This is a genomic window from Thiomicrospira microaerophila, from assembly GCF_000934765.1.
GTDB lineage: Bacteria > Pseudomonadota > Gammaproteobacteria > Thiomicrospirales > Thiomicrospiraceae > Thiomicrospira > Thiomicrospira microaerophila.
On record NZ_JYNN01000003.1, the window covers coordinates 38,841 to 58,700 of the forward strand.

Annotated in this window: 22 protein-coding genes; 9 read left to right on the top strand and 13 right to left on the bottom strand. The window is 46.3% G+C overall.

Annotation, left to right across the window (positions count from 1 at the left end; translation table 11 throughout):
• Window positions 1-10 precede the first annotated feature (10 nt).
• Genes hisD through NA59_RS02190 form a run of 12 tightly spaced genes read right to left on the bottom strand, consistent with a single transcriptional unit; the run spans window position 11 to window position 8,808 of the window.
• Window positions 11-1,321, bottom strand: a complete 1,311-nt coding sequence (gene hisD / locus NA59_RS02135) for a histidinol dehydrogenase (RefSeq protein WP_044407247.1) — start codon at window positions 1,319-1,321, stop codon at window positions 11-13.
• A 2-nt stretch (window positions 1,322-1,323) separates the two neighbouring features.
• Complete coding sequence (hisG, locus tag NA59_RS02140) at window positions 1,324-1,968, bottom strand: ATP phosphoribosyltransferase (RefSeq protein WP_044407250.1); 645 nt, start codon at window positions 1,966-1,968, stop codon at window positions 1,324-1,326.
• 11 nt (window positions 1,969-1,979) lie between these two features.
• Window positions 1,980-3,242, bottom strand: a complete 1,263-nt coding sequence (gene murA, locus NA59_RS02145) for a UDP-N-acetylglucosamine 1-carboxyvinyltransferase (protein WP_044407253.1) — start codon at window positions 3,240-3,242, stop codon at window positions 1,980-1,982.
• A complete protein-coding gene (locus NA59_RS02150; RefSeq protein WP_044407257.1) occupies window positions 3,242-3,469 on the bottom strand; it encodes a BolA family protein in 228 nt (75 codons plus the stop codon). The genes murA and NA59_RS02150 overlap by 1 nt, the downstream gene beginning before the upstream one ends.
• Window positions 3,470-3,488: 19 nt before the next feature.
• A complete protein-coding gene (locus NA59_RS02155) occupies window positions 3,489-4,250 on the bottom strand; it encodes an ABC transporter permease (RefSeq protein ID WP_044407260.1) in 762 nt (253 codons plus the stop codon).
• Window positions 4,247-5,182, bottom strand: a complete 936-nt coding sequence (locus NA59_RS02160) for an ABC transporter ATP-binding protein (protein WP_044407263.1) — start codon at window positions 5,180-5,182, stop codon at window positions 4,247-4,249. The genes NA59_RS02155 and NA59_RS02160 overlap by 4 nt, the downstream gene beginning before the upstream one ends.
• Window positions 5,179-5,472, bottom strand: a complete 294-nt coding sequence (locus tag NA59_RS02165) for an STAS domain-containing protein (RefSeq protein WP_044407266.1) — start codon at window positions 5,470-5,472, stop codon at window positions 5,179-5,181. The genes NA59_RS02160 and NA59_RS02165 overlap by 4 nt, the downstream gene beginning before the upstream one ends.
• A complete protein-coding gene (locus NA59_RS02170) occupies window positions 5,473-6,099 on the bottom strand; it encodes an MlaC/ttg2D family ABC transporter substrate-binding protein (protein ID WP_044407269.1) in 627 nt (208 codons plus the stop codon).
• Window positions 6,096-6,566 (bottom strand): outer membrane lipid asymmetry maintenance protein MlaD, encoded by a 471-nt coding sequence (mlaD, locus tag NA59_RS02175; protein ID WP_044407272.1) that lies wholly within the window; start codon window positions 6,564-6,566, stop codon window positions 6,096-6,098. The genes NA59_RS02170 and mlaD overlap by 4 nt, the downstream gene beginning before the upstream one ends.
• A gap of 9 nt (window positions 6,567-6,575) precedes the next feature.
• Window positions 6,576-7,349 (bottom strand): lipid asymmetry maintenance ABC transporter permease subunit MlaE, encoded by a 774-nt coding sequence (mlaE, locus tag NA59_RS02180; protein WP_044407275.1) that lies wholly within the window; start codon window positions 7,347-7,349, stop codon window positions 6,576-6,578.
• The gene (locus tag NA59_RS02185) at window positions 7,346-8,155 is read right to left on the bottom strand and encodes an ABC transporter ATP-binding protein (RefSeq protein WP_044407278.1); all 810 of its coding nucleotides are present in this window, start codon (window positions 8,153-8,155) and stop codon (window positions 7,346-7,348) included. The genes mlaE and NA59_RS02185 overlap by 4 nt, the downstream gene beginning before the upstream one ends.
• A 47-nt stretch (window positions 8,156-8,202) precedes the next feature.
• Window positions 8,203-8,808: a hypothetical protein gene (locus NA59_RS02190; RefSeq protein WP_044407280.1), complete on the bottom strand. Its 606-nt coding sequence runs from the start codon at window positions 8,806-8,808 to the stop codon at window positions 8,203-8,205.
• A gap of 121 nt (window positions 8,809-8,929) precedes the next feature.
• On the opposite strand from NA59_RS02190, the gene NA59_RS02195 reads away from it, so the two are divergent.
• The 9 genes from NA59_RS02195 (at window position 8,930) to NA59_RS02235 (ending at window position 16,864) form a co-directional block, all read left to right on the top strand.
• On the top strand, window positions 8,930-9,886 hold the full coding sequence (locus NA59_RS02195) for a calcium/sodium antiporter (protein WP_322785769.1): 957 nt from the start codon (window positions 8,930-8,932) through the stop codon (window positions 9,884-9,886).
• A gap of 17 nt (window positions 9,887-9,903) precedes the next feature.
• Complete coding sequence (locus tag NA59_RS02200; protein WP_044407286.1) at window positions 9,904-10,428, top strand: KdsC family phosphatase; 525 nt, start codon at window positions 9,904-9,906, stop codon at window positions 10,426-10,428.
• A gap of 3 nt (window positions 10,429-10,431) precedes the next feature.
• The gene (gene lptC, locus NA59_RS02205) at window positions 10,432-10,986 is read left to right on the top strand and encodes an LPS export ABC transporter periplasmic protein LptC (RefSeq protein WP_083944869.1); all 555 of its coding nucleotides are present in this window, start codon (window positions 10,432-10,434) and stop codon (window positions 10,984-10,986) included.
• A complete protein-coding gene (gene lptA, locus NA59_RS02210) occupies window positions 10,973-11,488 on the top strand; it encodes a lipopolysaccharide transport periplasmic protein LptA (protein ID WP_052501404.1) in 516 nt (171 codons plus the stop codon). The genes lptC and lptA overlap by 14 nt, the downstream gene beginning before the upstream one ends.
• Window positions 11,488-12,213 (top strand): LPS export ABC transporter ATP-binding protein, encoded by a 726-nt coding sequence (lptB, locus tag NA59_RS02215; protein ID WP_044407291.1) that lies wholly within the window; start codon window positions 11,488-11,490, stop codon window positions 12,211-12,213. Before lptA ends, lptB begins: the two co-directional genes overlap by 1 nt.
• 141 nt (window positions 12,214-12,354) lie before the next feature.
• On the top strand, window positions 12,355-12,693 hold the full coding sequence (gene hpf, locus NA59_RS02220; protein WP_044407294.1) for a ribosome hibernation promoting factor: 339 nt from the start codon (window positions 12,355-12,357) through the stop codon (window positions 12,691-12,693).
• 80 nt (window positions 12,694-12,773) lie between these two features.
• Window positions 12,774-15,356: a DNA mismatch repair protein MutS gene (gene mutS / locus NA59_RS02225; protein ID WP_044407297.1), complete on the top strand. Its 2,583-nt coding sequence runs from the start codon at window positions 12,774-12,776 to the stop codon at window positions 15,354-15,356.
• Between the two features lie 51 nt (window positions 15,357-15,407).
• On the top strand, window positions 15,408-16,271 hold the full coding sequence (gene trxA / locus NA59_RS02230) for a thioredoxin (protein ID WP_044407300.1): 864 nt from the start codon (window positions 15,408-15,410) through the stop codon (window positions 16,269-16,271).
• Window positions 16,272-16,375: 104 nt separating this feature from the next.
• Window positions 16,376-16,864 carry a hypothetical protein gene (locus NA59_RS02235; RefSeq protein WP_044407303.1) on the top strand — a complete coding sequence of 163 codons (489 nt, stop codon included), beginning with the start codon at window positions 16,376-16,378 and terminating at the stop codon, window positions 16,862-16,864.
• Window positions 16,865-17,064: 200 nt separating this feature from the next.
• Here the strand turns inward: NA59_RS02235 and NA59_RS02240 are convergent, their stop codons facing one another.
• Entirely contained in the window at window positions 17,065-19,857 is a 2,793-nt protein-coding gene (locus tag NA59_RS02240; protein WP_044407306.1) for an EAL domain-containing protein, read from the bottom strand.
• Between the last annotated feature and the right edge of the window lie 3 nt (window positions 19,858-19,860).

Consider the following 19,860-nt stretch of genomic DNA (forward strand, 5'->3'; position numbering starts at 1 on the left):
TTCAGCCTGTTTAAGATTTAACACGGTAACGTGCGGATGCGGCATGCGCCTGCAAGCCTTCGCCATCAGCCAGCACACCGGCTACTCGCCCTAATGTATCCGCACCTTCTGCCGAACACATAATCAAGCTGGAACGTTTCTGGAAATCATACACACCTAAGGGCGATGAGAAACGTGCGGTACGCGAAGTCGGTAGCACATGGTTCGGACCTGCACAGTAATCACCTAATGCCTCGGCGGTATAGCGGCCCATAAAAATCGCACCGGCATGACGAATCGAGGGCAACATCGACTGCGGATCATCGACCGATAGCTCTAAATGTTCAGGGGCGATAAAGTTAATCATCTCAACCGCTTGGTCCATGTCATCAACCACAATAATTGCACCACGCGCCTCCAGTGCTGTACGGATAATTTTTTCACGCGGCATAGTCGATAACAATTTGTTCATGCTGGCAACAACTTGATCCGCAAACGCTGCATCGGGAGTCACTAAAATCGATTGTGCATCTTCGTCATGCTCTGCCTGGGAGAACAAATCAACCGCAATCCAATCTGGATTGGTTTTACCATCACACACGACTAAAATCTCTGAGGGGCCTGCAATCATGTCAATACCAACGGTACCAAACACCATACGCTTGGCGGTCGCGACATAAATATTACCTGGTCCAACAATTTTATCTACGGCTGGAATAGTTTGCGTGCCATAAGCTAAGGCGGCCACGGCTTGAGCACCCCCTACACAAAAAACACGATCAACATCACACAAGGCGGCGGCGGCCAACACCATTTCATTCACTTCACCATCAGGCGTGGGTACCACCATAATTAATTCAGGTACACCCGCTACTTTAGCTGGCACGGCATTCATAATCACAGAGGATGGGTAAGCCGCTTTACCACCTGGCACATACAAGCCCACACGATCTAAACAACTAACTTGTTGCCCTAGCAGCGTACCATCGGCTTCAGTGTAAGTCCAGGAGGCTTGCTTTTGACGTTCGTGATAGCTACGCACGCGCTCAACAGCCAACTCCAACGCCTCGCGCTGGTCTTGGGGTATGTTGACCAGAGCGGCCTGCAAACGTGCCTGCGAAATCTCTAATTCAGCGCTGGTTTTTAAGGTCAAACGATCAAACTTAGCGGTGTAGTCCAATAGTGCTTGATCACCTTCGGTACGAACACGTTTCAGCACTTCTTTAACCACATCATTAACACGATCATCTGACACCCCTTCCCAAGCTAAAAGCGCTTCAAGTTCGGTGTTAAAACCGGCATCATTTGCATTAAGACGACGAATATTAATAGAATCGACCATAACTATTTCCCTATTACCGTTTTAAACTGTTCAATGATTTGCTGAATTTGAGCAAACTTCGTTTTGTAGGCATGCTGATTAACAATGAGACGCGAACTAATATCCGCAATATGTTCAAGCGGCTTTAAATGGTTGGCCTTCAGCGTATTCCCTGTGTCGACCAAATCCACAATTCGATCTGCCAAACCGATGAGCGGTGCTAGTTCCATCGAACCATACAATTTAATCAAATCCACTTGCTGGCCTTGTTGGGCATAATAGGCTCGCGCTGAGTTGACATATTTCGTTGCAATTTTTAAACGGTGCCCGTGTGGCTTTTCATCAACCGGCCCTGCCACCATTAAACGACATTTAGCAATCTCCAAATCCAATAACTCATACAAGTTATCGGTTGGCGATTCCATCAGCACATCCTTACCGGCTACACCAATATCAGCGGCACCATAAGCCACATAAGTAGGTGCATCTGTGGTTCTAACGACCAATAAACGCACATTTGGCTGAGTCGTTTCTAAAATTAATTTGCGACTGGTTTCTGGATCATCTAAGGGTTCAATACCCGCCGCTTTCAATAAAGGCAGCGTATCTTTAAAAATACGCCCCTTAGAAAGCGCAATCGTTAATGTTTGATTTGATACATTTGTCATAATTTTTTACCTTAAGAACTCAGACGCTGAATATTCGCGCCAAGTCGATGAAATTTTTCTTCAATACGTTCATAGCCACGATCAATGTGGTAAATACGACTGACCGTTGTTTTACCTTCAGCCACCAGCGCAGCAATAATCAAGCAGGCCGATGCGCGCAAATCAGTCGCCATCACCTCGGCCCCGATCAGTTTATTGGCGCCTAGGGTAATCGCTTCGTTACCCGACATCCTGATTGCGGCTCCCATTTTTTCCAACTCAGCGACATGCATGTAACGGTTTTCAAAAATAGTTTCAACGACTCGCCCCTTCCCCTGCGCAATCGCATTCATCACCAAAAACTGCGCCTGCATATCAGTAGGAAACAACGGGTAAGGCTGAGTTTCAATATCAACCGCTTTTAACTGTCGCCCACGCATATCCAGTGTTATCGTGTCCTGCGTGTGGGTCACAAGGGCACCGGCTTGCTCAAACTTTTCCAATACCGCGACCAGATGACTAGGATCCACTTTTGTCAGTGTAACACAGCCTTGCGTCACCGCCGCAGCGGCTAAATAAGTACCCGCTTCAATTCTATCGGGGATAACGCGATAAGGGACCCCTTCCAATGCCGCCACCCCTTCAATCTCGATATCTGGCGTACCGGCACCCGTAATTTTGGCACCCATTGCATTTAAAAAGTTGGCCAGGTCCACGACTTCTGGCTCACAAGCCGCATTGCGTAAAATCGTTTTACCCTTCGCCATTACCGCCGCCATCAATAAGTTTTCAGTGCCTGTCACCGTTACCACAGGCATACTAAAATCGGTAGCCTGCAAACCGTTTGGCGCGCGCGCGACAATAAACCCATCCTCAATCTGGATATCGGCGCCCATTTGCTTCATCCCTTGAATATGAATATCTACAGGACGAGAGCCAATAGCACAGCCACCGGGCAACGCCACCTTTGCCTCACCAAAACGAGCTAACAAGGGCCCCATCACTAAAATCGAGGCGCGCATCGTCTTCACCAATTCATAAGGTGCTTCTTTCGCATGAACGACCGAACAGTCTAAAGTAATATTTAGATTCTCATCCATCATTACCTCGCAACCCATGGTCGCGAGCAGCTGCAAACTGGTGGTCACATCTCGCAGGTGCGGTACATTTGACAGGGTTACAGGCGATTGTGCTAACAAACACCCCATCAAAATCGGCAAGGCCGCGTTCTTAGAGCCAGAAATATCGACCTCACCTTGAATATGTGAAGGGCCACAAATAACCAACTTATCCATTAATCTGGCTCAGGAACACGGGTCTTAATCGATAAGGCATGCAATTCACCCGAGTCAAATTGCGCTTTAAAGATATCATTGACTAATCGGTGGCGTTTAAGCGGACTCAAGCCAATAAAGTCAGTGGATGTGACTTCGACAGCAAAGTTACAATCCGCCCCCGACATTTTCACTTGGCTACCGGGCAAGGCTTGATGAATCATTTGTTGAATTTTTTCAGGAGACATAAATTAATACCAAAAATTTTTAATGACGTATTTTAACGCCTTTCACCAATAAAATCAGATTTATCACTGTCACAGAAACCAAAAAAACAAGCGTGATAAACAAACTCAGATAAACAGAAACATCAGACTGAGCATAAAACCCATAGCGAAACCCATCTACCATGTAGAAAAAAGGATTAAACATTGATAAAGTTTGCCAGAAAGGAGGCAAGGACTGAATCGAGTAAAACACACCGCTCAAAAAAGTAAGCGGCATAATAAAAAAGTTTTGGAACGCCGCCAAATGATCATACTTTTCCGACACAATACCCGCTATCAACCCTACGCCACCCATTAACGCGGCACTCAGCACCGCAAACAACAGCACCCAGCCTACCGAGTACCACTGCAAATCAAACCCGACCCAGCCCACTAACAGCACACCCATACCTACAGCCAAACCACGGACAATCGCTGCCCCGACAAAAGCAATATACAATTCTAATGGCGAAATCGGGCTCACCAGCACAAAGCTTAAATTGCCATACATCTTTGATTGAATAATGCTCGAGGACGAATTAGAAAACGCATTTTGCAGCAATGCCATCATCACCAGGCCTGGTATCAAAAACTGGCTATAACTCAAACCGCTAAAGGCATCTAAGCGGGTATCTAAAACCTGCCCAAAAATCAATAAAAACAATAAAGTAGAAACAACTGGGGCAAAAACAGTTTGCACCGAAACCGAATAAAACCGTGCGATTTCCTTTTTAAAGAACGCCCAACAACCGTACCAGTTCATAGCTGCGCCCCCGTCAGGTCTAAAAACACCTCTTCAAGTGACGCATCTCGACTGGTTAGATCCTGAATATTTAAGCCATCCTGTTGCAACCAAGCCAATACCTGTTCCATTGCTAAACTTTTTTCGATTTTAAATAGCAAGGCATTCGCTTCCCGCTCAGCTAACCGTATCGCCAGCTCAGGCGATAAATCTTGAGGATTAAATGAACCTGTTTCTGGCAAGGTCACGCGCAAATAACGATAAGGGTGACGGGCTAACAGGTCTTGGGTTTTTTCCAATGCCTTAATCTCCCCCTTCTGCATAATCGCCACCTTATCACATAAAGCTTCGGCTTCCTCAAGATAATGCGTAGTTAAAATAATTGTATGCCCTGCCGTATGCAGTTCGCGTGCAAATGCCCAAAGCGTGCGACGCAAATCCACATCCACACCCGCTGTCGGCTCATCCAACACCAACACCGCCGGTTTATGTACTAACGCCATCGCAATCAGCACCCGGCGTTTCATGCCGCCTGAAAGCTGGGCGGTCAATGCATCCGCCTTATCCGCTAAAGCCAAACGCACTAACAATTCATCAATCCATGCCAACTGCGCACGACCACGCAAACCAAAATAGCCCGACTGAACAATCAATAAATCACGAATAGAAAAGAAAGGATCAGAAATTAACTCTTGCGGCACCAGACCCAGCGCACGGCGTGCTTGACGATAATTCTTTTGCACGTCATGCCCCATCACGTGTATCTGACCAGAATCGGGCACTACTAGACTTGACATCGCATTGATAAGGGTTGACTTACCGGCACCATTGGGGCCCAATAAACCAAAAAAACTGCCCTGCTTTACTTCAAAACTGACGTTATTCAACGCTTGAAGCCTACTAAAACACTTGGTCACTGACTCAAACTGCACCGCCACTGGATCTGAGTTCAATGCCGCGACTCCTCAACTAAATGAAATTGCGCCTCAAGATTATACAAGGCAAGTAGAGTACTCAAATGTGCAGGGGGCTGAATTAACGTCAAACACGCCGCCATTTGCTTTAGCTCAAGCAATAAAGCAATGCCCGCACTATCTAACTTTTTAACCGCTGACAAATCAACCTGATCAACAGAGGTTAAATCTTGCCTGGTCAATGCCTGATACAAATCGGCCACATTGGATAGAACCAAGTCTACTGTAAAAACCAGCCGACCCGCTGAATAGTCAAAAAATTCACTCAATTATTTAAAATCCTTGTTTCGCTCTTGTAGGTTAGCAATCACCCTATCTAACCCATGACGCTCAATGTCTGAACTATAAGCCTCTCTAAAGCTCACCAATACACTAATGCCTTCGACAATCACATCATAGATCATCCAATTGCCCGAATCTCTTTCCTGAAACACACGATAGACGACTTCAGCCGATTTACCAGACCCTTGAAGAATTTTAGTCGGAATCAGCACACGCCCATCACCATCAGGAATCGAGGCAGCGACATCAATTCGCTCAATATTTAAATTTAACAAACTGCTAGAATAAGAGCGCAACATACTTTTGGTGAATTCATCAACAAACGCTTGCTGCTGCTGCTCAGAAGCGGCACGCCATGAGCGGCCAACAATAAAACGCGCCATTCTAGGTGTATCGATATAAGGTAAGGCATATTGCTCGGTAAAGGCCTGCAACGCCGCTGGCTTATTCGCTAGCTCGACAGCACGCGCTTGCAACTCAGGCAAAATCACCCGCGACAACTCAATAATCATCTGTTGAGGATCTTTTTGATTCACCTGTGCCGCAGATACTGAACCCAACATCAAGGCCAAAGCGACAAACGGTGTCGCTACCCACTTAAATAAGCTTTTCATTTACTGCCTCCTTCTGTCAAACTAACTAATAAACGCCCAATTAAATTTTCCAATACTAACGCCGACTGGGTAAAGTAGATACGACTACCTTCGACAAGCAACTCATCATCCGCGCCGACCTCTAAACCAATATACTGACTACCCAGCAAGCCTGAAGTTAAAATCATTGCAGAGGTATCGGTTGGCAGGTCATCATACTCTTTAAAAATATCCATTTGTACCCTTGCACGATAAGTAACCGGGTCAATCGATATCCCGGTTACACGCCCGACCACCACACCACTTATTTTCACAGGGGCCCGCACTGTTAAGCCGCCAATATTTGAAAACAATGCATCGACTTGATAGGTTGAGCGATCTTGCGTTTCACTAAAGTTACTGACTTTTAGCGCGATAAAAGCCGTCGATATTAATGTAATTAACACCAACAACCCCACCCAAACTTCAAACTTAACTTGCTGATTCATCTTTATTCCTTACGTGAACATAATTGAAGTTAATACAAAATCTAATCCTAGCACCCACAAGGATGACTGTACAACCGTGCGTGTTGTGGCATTGCTAACCCCCTCAGAGGTGGGCATCGCTTCATAGCCTTGAAACAACGAAATAATAGCAATTACAAAGGCGAACACAATCGCTTTAAGCAAACCATTGAGCACATCATCATGCCAATCCACATGGAGCTGCATTTGCGCCCAAAATGCCCCCTCATCGACACCCAACCAACCCACTGCCACCAAGTAACCGCCAAACACACCGATAGCGATAAAAATAAGCGCCAACATCGGTAAAGCAATCACACAAGCCAAAATGCGCGGTGCAACGACATATTTGATTGGGTCAATCGCCATCATCTCCAGTGCGGAGAGCTGCTCGGTGGACTTCATCAAACCCACCTCAGCCGTCAAGGCCGATCCCGCACGCCCTGCAAATAACAATGCCGCCACAACGGGACCCAGTTCGCGAATCAGCGACAAAGCCGTCATACTACCGACGATTTCTTCTGAATTAAATGTTGAAAGAATGTAGTGCCCTTGCAATGCCAGCACCATACCCACAAATAAGCCGGCTGTCAGGATAATCGGTAAAGACAGTACACCGACCCCGTATACCTGTTTAATAACAAGACGAAAGTGAACAAACGCATAGCCCAACGCAGGGAAAACCGAAAACACAAACAACGCAAGTTGCCCCAGACTTTGCAGTCGCCATAAACTAGCGCGCCCCAGTTTCGCTAACCCATTCATCGGTGACCCCCACGGGATAGCGTTAACTTTTCATCCCAACTTTCCACAGGGTAGTGCAGCGGCACCGGCCCATCGGCCAATCCCTGCAAAAATTGCTGAACGTACTCGGACGCCGATTGCTGCAACGACTCGGGCGTGCCCTGTGCAATAATTCGCCCCTCTGATAACACGCAAGCATAGTCTGCAATCGACAACACCTCATCCACATCGTGCGATACCACCACACTCGTTAAATGCAAACTTTGGTTCATCTTTTTAATCAGCCCAACCAAAACACCCATCGTAATCGGGTCTTGACCCACAAAAGGCTCATCATAAAACAACATCTCAGGATCAAGAATTAGCGCACGCGCCAAAGCAACACGACGCGCCATGCCGCCTGACAACTCAGCAGGCTTTAAATCCACTGCGCCACGCAAGCCTACCGACTGCAATTTCATCAACACCAACTTCTCGACTAAGGATGCAGGCAGCTTAAAATGCTCTCTTAATGGAAAGGCAACATTATCAAACACCGTTAAATCGGTTAATAACGCACCCGACTGAAACAACATCCCCATACGTTGACGCAAGCGGTATAAATCGGTTCTTTTGAGCTGATGCACATCCTGACCACCGACCAAAACACGCCCTGACTCAGGCTTAAGTTGCCCAGCAATCAACTTAAGAAGCGTTGTTTTTCCTGTTCCACTCGGACCCATAATCGCACTGACTTTACCACGAGGAATCGTTAAGGTTAAACCATCAAATATTTTTCGATTTCCACGACTAAATGACAAGTTTTCAATTTCAATCAAATCAGACAAAATAAACAGTTCCTTGGTAAAGAAAAATAAAGGCAAAAAAGAACTAATTAATATCCCAGCAATTCAGCCAGGGTCTTTAACTCTTGAATTTTTACCATCTTAATCGATTCACCGCCAACAAAAAAGGCGCGCGCCGTATTATTATCAGGCAAACTTGTGACAAAATCTTGCAAAGCCACACGCTGCTGCTTCATATCCACCGGCAAACTAGCCAACCAGCCGCACGGCGCGCCGGACACAATCCAGCCTTGATGACGCCATTGCCAGCCGGGTAACGCTTGCTGTTGACTGACTCGTGTCAACGGACCTGGCAAGTTCAAAACTTGCGCATCTTCGAGTCGGTCATCAAACACTAAATAACCGGCAATTAAATCACCCAACCTATGTTTTAAGCTTGCAAGCTGATAAGCCAACGCCTGCTGAGCATCGTCGATTTTCAAAAACAACGCCGAGTCCTCGCGTCGGCAATGCAAGAGTTCTTCAACATCCGCATTCGACCAACGCATCCACTCAGACTGGGCCACCAACACCGTGCGAAAATCATTAAAATAATAGTCATAGCGCCAGTCTTCTGGCAACCCCTCTGGATAATAACTAGTTATTAGCTCAGGCCGCTGCCAATCGTCAACACCTATCGATAAATTTGCTAACATCGCCTTCCTCATAAAAAAATTTTATCGCGCCTATAATTTTTGTATAATATGCAGATTCTTAAAAACGATAGTTTATAGCGAGAGCGCATTTATGTCGACTGTATTAATCCTTCCGTCAATTATGTTGATAATAGGATTAGCTTTATTGGTATGGAGTTCTGACTTTTTTATTGATGGCGCGGCCAGCGTTGCTGTTCGCTATAACGTCTCGCCATTGATTATCGGTGCGGTAATTATTGGATTTGGTACATCCAGCCCTGAAATCGTCGTTGCCATTATCGCTTCACTTGAAGGCAACCCTGGTTTAGCCGTAGGTAATGCGGTGGGTTCCAACATCACCAACATTGGTCTGGTGCTCGGTGTCACCGCGATGATTGCCGCGATTGCGGTCAAATCGGACTTTATCAAACGTGAAATGCCAATTCTGCTGATTATCACCATCCTGACGGTGGTGCTAATGCTGGACTATAAACTGGGGGTAGTAGATGGCATTATTCTGCTAACGGCTCTAGCCTTAACCCTAACCTGGATTATTCGCCGTAACAAAAACATTTCCCCTGATGACCCACTCGCCGCTGAAATCAATCAAGAACTTGAAGACCTACCGAAGCTAAGTAAAGGGCGTGGATTCTTCTACTTAATTGGCGGTTTGGTTTTACTTGTGATTAGCGCACGTATGATGGTCTGGGGTGCCGTTGAAATTGCTGAATTTTTTGAAGTACCTGACCTAATTATTGGCCTCACTATTATTGCGATTGGCACCAGCCTACCTGAACTCGCCGCCTCGATTAGCGCGGCCTTAAAAGGTGAACTCGATATGATGATAGGCAACATTTTGGGTTCAAATCTATTCAACCTGCTTGCGGTGCTGGCTGTGCCCGCGATTCTAGCCCCCTCGCTGATAGACAATGACCTATTGAAGCGCGACCTACCGATTTTACTTGGCTTTACGGTCATGATGCTACTGGTCGCACTCCCCTTCAGAGGTACCGCGAGCATTTCCCGGTTTAAGGGCATTTTCTTATTATCCTTATTTATCGGCTATCTAACTTTGCTATACTTCAACACTGTTTCCTAACTTGAGAACCCTTGCAAATGGATGAATTACAAGCCAAAGCCAATAAAATTAAATTACTACTGCTCGATGTTGACGGTGTACTCACCGACAACCGCCTGATATATGGGGATGATGGCCAAGAATACAAAGCCTTTTATACCCGTGATGGCCATGCCATGGTGCTGATACAAAAAAGCGGTATAGACATCGGTATTATCACCGGTCGTACCTCCGAGCTAGTTAAAAAACGCATGCAAGATCTCAAGGTTAAACACCTATACCAAGGGGTGCCTGATAAATTGCCGACCTTTGAAGCGCTGATGGCAAAACTAGGGCTGTCACTCGATCAAGTGGCTTATATGGGCGATGATATTTTAGACCTACCGATCCTTCGTCGTGTTGGCCTTTCTGCCTGCCCGAAAGACAGTGACCCTGAAGTCCTATCACGCGTTGATTTTGTCAGTCAATTTGATGGCGGACGTGGGGCGGTTCGCGAGTTTTGTGAATTCATCATGAAAACCCAAGGACACTGGCAAACCCACATGGATTTCTATTTGAGATAGCCGATGCCAGTTAAATCGACAAGGCTGTTTACGCTCTTACTAGGTTTAGTTGCACTGGTGCTAGTCTTCAGTCTTTTTAGATCGAGCGACATGCCTTCTAGCGCGGCGACACAGCTTGAGCAGAATGACTGGTCTATCGATCAAGCACGCGCTTGGCACTTACAACCAGATCAAACCCAACATTACATGCAAGCGCAGCGCTTACGCCAGCAACATGACACCATTTTTGCCGAACAGCCTCGCGTATTCATCACCAAAACCGACCAAAACATGGTGATTCGCAGTGAACAACTGACCCTCACTGAACAGCAGCATTATGCATTTAAAAAACAGATTCATATTCAACACCACCTTCACTCAGCCGAAAAAATACAAATCAACCAGTTCCGTACCGAACAGCTTGACTATAACCAAAACACAGCGCTACTCACCAGCCCTGTTGCTGTAAAATTCACCACATCACTCAGCCAAACACAAGGAGTGGGGCTGCAAATTGATTTAAATAGCCAACGCACCCAAATTCACTCACAGGTAACCACACTTTATGAGATTCACTAACACGAACAAGCTTGCGCTCATCGTTTACAGCTGTTTTTTTACCAGCCTTAGCCCATCTGTTTGGGCGCAGAAACCTGACGTACACCCCATTCAAGTTGAAGCTGATCAACTAGACTCACAAGACGCGACAGGCATCACGCGTTACACAGGCAATGTCATTATTTCCCAAGGTGAAACACAGTTACGCGGCGATCAAGTAGAGATTCAGCACCCTAACCGTCAATTACACACCATGACCATTACAGGCTCACCCGCGCTATTCAAGTTTCACAACCCCAGCCAACAAACGCATATCACCGGCCACGCCCAAACGATTATTTACCATACACAACAAGGCCAGGTTCAGCTGATCGGTGAAGCTTACCTTGAGCAAGAAAACACCCACACGATCCAAGGCCCAAAATTAGTGTATGACATCAATAACCAAACCTTGAATGCCGGCAGCACGGATCAGCAAACAGGACGCGTTATCATGACACTTACCCCACAGAGCGACGACTAATGGCGCACTTCTATGGACGCGGGCTTGCCAAAAGTTACAAAAAATACAAGGTCGTCACCTCAGTTGATTTAGATGTCCACAGCGGTCAAGTGGTTGGGTTACTCGGTCCGAATGGTGCGGGCAAGACCACCACCTTTTATATGATGACAGGCCTGGTTGAACATGATGCCGGCAAAATCATGCTTGATGACCAGGATATTAGCCGACTATCCATCGATCAGCGCGCTCGACTTGGCATAGGTTACTTACCGCAAGAAGCCTCCGTATTTCGTAAACTGACTGTGCGTGACAATATACTCGCTATTTTAGAAATGCGCCCTGAATTGACGCCACAACAGCGTAATGAAAAACTTGAACACCTGCTCGATGATCTACAAATCCACCATATTATTAACCAGCTTGGCCAAGCCCTATCCGGCGGTGAGCGGCGGCGCGTTGAAATCGCCCGCGCTCTAGCGATGGAGCCTAAATTTATATTACTCGATGAACCCTTTGCGGGGGTTGATCCTATTTCGGTCAAAGAAATCCAGCACATCATTGAACATCTGCGCGACAAACAAATTGGCGTACTCATCACCGACCACAATGTGCGAGAAACTTTAGGTGTGTGTGACCAAGCCTATATTCTTCACGCTGGCACGATTCTCGCCCAAGGTACACCAGAGGATGTTTTGAACCATCCAGATGTTAGACGGGTTTATTTGGGTGAAAATTTTCGGGCTTAATCACATTTTGTCTTCTTGCAAAAAGAGGAACTCAACAACGAATATGCTATACTTGCAACAACTCTTACATAAATAAGAACCAGGGTTTCAAACTATGAAGCCTCGCAATACATTCCATAAATAAAAAACAAGGAGTTAGGAATGCAAATTAATATTACTGGCCATCATGTAGACTTAACCGATGCGCTTCGCGACTTTGTAAACGACAAATTCGCCAAACTAGAGCGTCATTTTGACCATGTTACCAATGTTCACGTAATTTTAACGGTAGAAAAACAAAATCAGAAAGCAGAAGCCACTGTCCATGTTTCTGGTCAAGACCTATTTGCCAGCAATGAAACCCAAGACATGTATGCGTCTATTGATGGTTTAATTGATAAGTTGGATCGTCAGATTATCAAGCACAAAGAAAAAATTGGCGATCACCATCAAAAATCTGGTGGCGTTAAAAGCATGAATACCGCTGCAATCGAAGAATAAACTCCGCTCTACCCGCCTGACAGCAAACTGTCAGGCAGCACTCCATACGACATCAACACATTCAAAAAAATAAGTTCGCCATGACAACCAGCACCCACACCCCGATGATGCAACAATTTTTAACCATCAAAGCCGAGCACCCAGATCGTTTGGTGTTTTACCGGATGGGCGATTTTTATGAATTGTTTTATGACGATGCGGTAAAAGCTTCAAAGCTCCTCGACATCACGCTAACAGCGCGCGGACAATCCGCTGGAAAACCGATTCCGATGGCAGGTATCCCGCATCACAGCGCCGAAGGCTATCTTGCCAAATTAGTTAAACTTGGTGAGTCGATTGCGATATGCGAACAGGTTGGCGAAGCCCTGGGCAAAGGCCCTGTTGAACGTAAAGTCGTGCGTGTCCTCACCCCCGGCACACTCACTGACGACGCCTTACTTGAAGCTAACCAAGAAAACCTACTCTGCGCGGTTTATCAAACCGATGAGCGTTATGCGCTCGCCTATTTAGATGTCGCCAGTGGGCGTTTTGAAGGCTGTGAATTTGATACTTCTCAAGCATTTTTTGATGAAATCAAGCGGTTACAACCTGCCGAACTGATTGTTGCAGAGGGCGAAAACCTAGCGGACAGCCTCAAAACACAACCAGGCCTGGTTAGGCTACCTAGCTGGCATTTTGATTTAAAGACGGCGCAAACCAAAATGACCGATCAACTCCAAACCCAAGACCTGATCGCGTTTGGTTGCCAAGACAAACCCACCCTCATTTCGGCTTGTGGCGCACTGCTCTACTATGCGCAAACCATGCTACAAAACACCCTTAACCAAGTACAGAGTTTTCACAGCTACAGCACGGACGATAACCTGATTGTCGATGCGATGAGTCGGCGCAACCTTGAGCTCGACACCAATTTAACCGGCGGCACCCATAACACCCTGCTTAGCCTGCTGGATAACTGCGCCACAGCAATGGGCAGCCGACTCCTTAAACGCTGGTTGTTGATGCCCTTACGTGATCCCAAGCTGATTAACCAACGGCTCGACATCATTGATACCCTGATTCAACAAGACCAGCACCCAACACTCAAACGCCAACTCAAACCGATTGGTGATTTAGAACGTATTCTCAGCCGTGTCGCCCTCTATTCAGCTCGACCGCGTGACCTGTTGCAACTTGGGCGCGCACTCAATCAATTGCCCGAAATCAACCAAGCATTAAATGCACTAAACCAACCCGATCTGGTTGCACTCAGCCAGCAAATTAATCAGTTCGATGAGTTAGCAGCCGAACTCGATCGCGCGATTCTTGAGAATCCGCCGATGCTATTGCGTGATGGCGGCGTATTTAAAACCGGCTATGATGCCGAACTTGACCAGCTCAACAATCTTAAAAACGAAGCCGGGCAATACCTGCTTGACCTCGAACAACGTGAACGCGAACGCACCGGTATTTCAACCCTTAAAGTCGGTTACAACCGAGTACACGGCTACTATATTGAAGTCAGTAAACTGCAAAGCGAACAAGTGCCGCTTGATTATGTCCGCCGTCAAACCCTTAAGGGCGCAGAACGCTATATTATTCCCGAACTCAAAAGCTTTGAAGACCAAGTGCTCAGCGCCGGCGACAAAGCCCTAGCGCGTGAAAAACAACTCTATCAAACCCTGCTTGAAACCCTAAACCAATCGATTAAACCCCTGCAAACCTGCGCCTCCGCGCTGGCGCAACTGGATGCGCTGGTCAATCTAGCGCAAAAGGCCGAACAACATCAACTCACTCGCCCCAAGCTCAGCCAACAACCAGGCCTGGTTATCCATCAAGGTCGTCATTTAACGGTTGAAGCCCTGAGCGATGTGCCGTTTATTCCCAATGATGCGATATTTGATAACCATAGCCGCTTGCAAATCATTACCGGCCCGAATATGGGCGGTAAATCCACCTTTATGCGCCAAACCGCCCTGATTGCGATACTCGCCCATATCGGCAGCTTTGTGCCGGCTGAATCGGTGGAAATCGGCCCGATTGATCGAATTTTCACCCGGATTGGCGCCTCGGATGACCTCACCAGCGGACGCTCCACCTTTATGGTTGAAATGACAGAAACTGCGCATATCCTGCACCATGCCAGTGAACAATCGCTGATCTTGATGGATGAAATAGGCCGTGGCACCTCGACCTATGATGGCTTATCGCTGGCGTGGGCGATTGCCGAGCATCTGGCCGAACAGGTAAAAGGCTTTTGTTTATTTGCTACCCACTACTTTGAGCTGACTGATTTATCTCAACGCTATGCCAATACCGTTAATATCCACCTCAGCGCGATAGAACATCAAGACAAGATTGTATTTTTACACCAAGTTCAACCGGGCGCCGCCTCTAAAAGCTATGGTTTGCAAGTCGCCAGCCTAGCGGGTGTACCCAAATCCGTCATTCAACGTGCGAAAGCCATTTTGCATGATCTAGAACAAAAAGCTGACGAGCATCCAAACACTAAACCAACAGCACCCAGTAAAGAACTACAGGTTAAACAACCCGAAATTCAGTTCGACCTCTTTAATTCTGCCGAACCCCACCCCATATTAATTGAACTCGATAAAATCTCGCCCGATGAGCTAACCGCTAAACAGGCGCTGGATTTACTTTATCAACTCAAAACATTGCGATAAAACCAATAAATAACCCAAGATAAACCCAAGTTAATCCCAAAGGAAACCACTATGAGTCAAGCGTTAATAGCCGATGTCAATGGCGAAAACTTTCAACAAGTCGTGCTAGACAACTCCCATCACCTCCCGGTGCTGGTCGATTTTTGGGCGCCTTGGTGCGGACCCTGTAAATCGGTGATGCCGGTGCTGGAAAAATTAGCCAATGAATTTGCAGGCTTGTTTTTGCTTGCCAAGGTTAATATCGATGACAACGAAGCCCTTGCCAATCAATTTGCGGTGCGCTCAGTGCCGACATTTAAACTATTCAAAAATGGTCAACAAATCGCCGAACTGACAGGCGGCTTGCCAGAAAGTGAATTCCGCAAACTCCTTGAACCCCATATCGAACGCCCCTCTGATGCCATGCGTGCGCAAGCACAACAGGCCTTTGACCAAGGCGATTTAGACAGCGCGGTCACATTGCTACGCCAAGCCTCAGAACTAGATCCTAACAACCATCAAGTGCCTTTAGACCTGGTTCAAATGTACCTACAGACCGGTCAACTCGAAGACGCCACCAAGCTGTTTAATCAACTACCGGATGCCGCCAAAACCGCCCCTGAGGCCAAACCGATTATTGGCATTATTCACTTTGCGCAAGCGGTCGCCGAATCTGAAGACATCAGTCTTATTCAAGCCAAACTCAAAGATAACCCCGATGATGTCAGCGCGCTCTATGGCTTAGCCTGTTTCCTAGCGCTACACAGCGAATATGAAAAAGCCATGCAAGCCCTGCTTAAAGTGTTTATGTTGGATCGAGAATTCAAAGAAGGTGCGGCACGCGGCCATTTGATTAAACTATTTGATATGCTCTCGGTCAGCGAACCGGAACTGGTCAAAACCTATCGCCGCAAATTCCAAAGCTTACTCTATTAATGCGATTTTGCATCCATCAGAGTTTGTTACAATTTCGTTCAAATTTAGTAAGATCAAGCTTGGTTATATCAACCAGGCCTGGTTAAAAAAAAGAGGCAAAAACTATGAAAAAACCACTACTCAGCGCCCTAGCGCTTAGCTTAGGCCTTGGACTTGCGAGCCTTAGCCAGGCTGCACCCCAAACAGGCGCCACCGCGCCGCTACCCGAAGACTTAAGCAAAACCCGCCCAATTGAACTCTGTGCCGCTTATACTGACCACAACGAAGCCGACCAAAAACGTATTTTTGATCGGCTCGACTCGCTAAACCTGCTTAGCCATAAAGATTATGATCTTGTTCCAAAAGGCAAGATTGAAACCGGATCGACGATGTGTGGTATGTATATGGGTTTAGGCAAACCCATAAATGAACAAGGCATGCAGATTCGACCGATGGTGTATAAGGTCGTGCATATCTATCCAGATCACTATGTCGTTACCCAAAGTGGCTTAGTGATGGAAATTCATGATCGCGTTGAAGGTGAATTACCACCCACACTGCACCAACCCATGCCCGATGTGATGCCGCCACCTGTCGCGCCACGCACACGTTAAAGACTAACACAAAAACAGGCCGCCTAACCCAGCCTCGCTATGCGGCCTGTTGACTAGGTTTTAGATGGATGATCGATTTTCTCGTTCCCACTGTCCTCAGTGGGAATGCATACCAACTGATCAGACTCCTACGGCATCATGGCAAGCGGTAATCCGCGCTACTGGTCTGCATTCCCACGCACAGCGTGGGAACGAGAAATTTAATGAGATGCACATGGATTATCAACTAGCCATTGTTGATACCAGCTTTGGTAGTCTTCTGGCCTAGCAAATAAGAAGCCTTGCAGGTGTACCGTTTTCAAGGCGGTTAAATGTGCAAGCTGTTGCTCTGTTTCAACACCCTCTACAACCACATCTAAATGCATTTGCTGCGCCATTGCATAGATTGAAGATACCAAACTACGCTCCATACCCAGATCATCCATCGCCAGCACAAATGCGCGATCTATCTTAACCTCATCAACCGGCAGATGTTGCAAATAACTCAAAGACGAATAACCTGTACCAAAGTCATCAATTGAAAACCTTACACCTATCGCTTTAAGCTGGTGCATCTTATCCACCACCTCTTCAAAGTCATCCAAAAACAACGACTCGGTTATCTCAATCATTAGACCTTTCGGTAGCGCACCCGATTCAGTAAGCAGGCGTTTAACCTGATCGACAAAATCTCGCTGATGGAAATGACGCGCACTAATATTAACCGCCAGAGTAATCTCTGAGGACTGGTTCTGAATTTGCGCCAACAAACCACAGGCTTTGGCCAACACCCAGCTACCCAAATCAACAATTAAATCGCTCTGCTCAGCCAACAGAATAAACATTCCAGGTGGAATTAAACCTTTTTCTGGATGCTCCCAGCGCACCAAACACTCCAAGCCGACCAACTTTTTATCCAACCTAACTTGAGGCTGAACATACAAACGCAACTGTTCCGCCTGAATACCATAGGCGAGATCTTTTTGCAGCAGATGCGCCTCCATTATTTGACTAGACAAGGCCTGATCATAAACAACCAACCGCTTTTCCGATTGCGAACGCGCTTCTTTTAACGCTACTTCGGCATGACTCATGCATTGATGAATAGACTCTACTGTAGCCACGCCATCATCGACAACCAAAGGGGCGACACCTATTTTATAGTCTAATTTAAACCTTGTTTCTTTTAATTCAACATCATCTGACAAGGCTTGAATTGATTTCTGGCCCAACATTTTCAGCCAATCGTCAACATGTTCGAACTCCGCTTTATTATCACAAAAAACGGCAAACTCATCGGCTACTAACCGTGCGACGATACCCTGATCTTGAAACGCCAGTTGCAATCGCTGCCCCACGCTTTTTAACAAGGCATCACCCACATCAACGCCATGCAACTCATTAATAAATCGGAAATGGGTCATATTTAACAGCACAATCGCACCCTTAACTGCAAGCTGCGGATGGCGCAATAAACAAGCATCCATCATCTCAATAATCTTATTGCGATTTGCTAGACCAGTAAGTTCGTCAATGTACAACAATTCTTGAATGCGTTTTTCACGCAGCTTTTTCTCTGACAAATCACGCTGTATTCCCAGATAATGCGTTACCCTACCTTCTTCATTTTTAACCGGCGAAATAATCGCTTGAGCGGGGTACACTTCGCCATTTTTGCGTTTATTGGATAGCTCACCGCGCCAAACTTTATCAGCACTTAATATTTTCCACATTGATTGATAAATAGCATTGGATGTCAAACCTGATTGTAAAATTCGTGGATTTTTACCGCTAACCTCCTGCTGCTGATACCCCGTCATTTGCTCGAACATCGGGTTCATATAATGAATTCGCCCCTGTAAATCGGTAATAATAATCGACTCAGGACTCTGCTCAACCGCTTGGTTTAACAAACGCAGTTTCTCTAATGCATCGCGTAAGCGCTTACGCTCTAACTTCAATAAGCGTTGACGCTGCCCCATATACAACAGGACAGTTATCACCAATAAAATAAACAGCGCAAGACCTAAAACTAACTGCCAAAACCAAATTTCAATAAAATCCGTGATGGTAAAATCAAACTGATCAAACGGCTCTAAACGCAACTCACGCATTAACAGATCAATTGTGCGATAATCGCCTGAAATCGTAAAGCCGGCAATTCCCATCGAGCGTGCTAACGCCCCCTCCCGAGGAATCCCTAACAAGGCTGATGCCACTTGTCTTGCAACATCTTTATCAACGTAGGGCGTCGCTGCAAAAGGCCATTCAGGATACAAACGCGTGCTGGTCACAAAAGGAAAGTCCGGCAAACGCTGCGCATTGAGTAATTTAATCTGAGAAATATCTACCAAGCCTTGCGAGACCAAGTCCTCTAAGACCCCTGTTCTTACAAAGCCAATATCAGCCTCACCGCGTAATACAGCCGATACCGCATTACGTTGAGGCTGGCCTGTCTCCAAAACCACTGCATCTTGGGGTAAGCGCACGCCTTGCTGTAGTAATTCAAACGCTTGCATTTGATAAGCACCCAAGGAGCTGATTGCAGCGGCTGCGATTCGCTTACCCTTGGCATCCTTAAGCGTCACAATATCGTTGCGATCATGGCGGGTAAAAATAACCCCACCAAAACTATCCGTAACAAACGGCCCTTCAAGATTTAACATTGAAGCCAAAGGCGAGGTTAAACCACTGCGATAGGTCATTAACACATAATGCGCTGGCTGTGTAAGTACAAAATCGACCTGATTCTCGTCAACAGCCTTTTCCAGTTCACTAAGATGTAAAATTACTGTCTCAAATTTAAAGTCACTAAACACTTCATTTAAATAATCAGTTAAAGGCTGCCAGCGAACCAAAGTAGATTCTTTATCTCGAAACGCTAAAACCCCCACTTTATAAATAGGAATTTCAGTCTTGCTCACTACTTCAGACGATTCTTGTTGAGCAAACGCCGGGTTAAAAGACAGCAAAACGACCAAAAAACCTAGTAAAATTTTGTTTTTAATTTTCACACT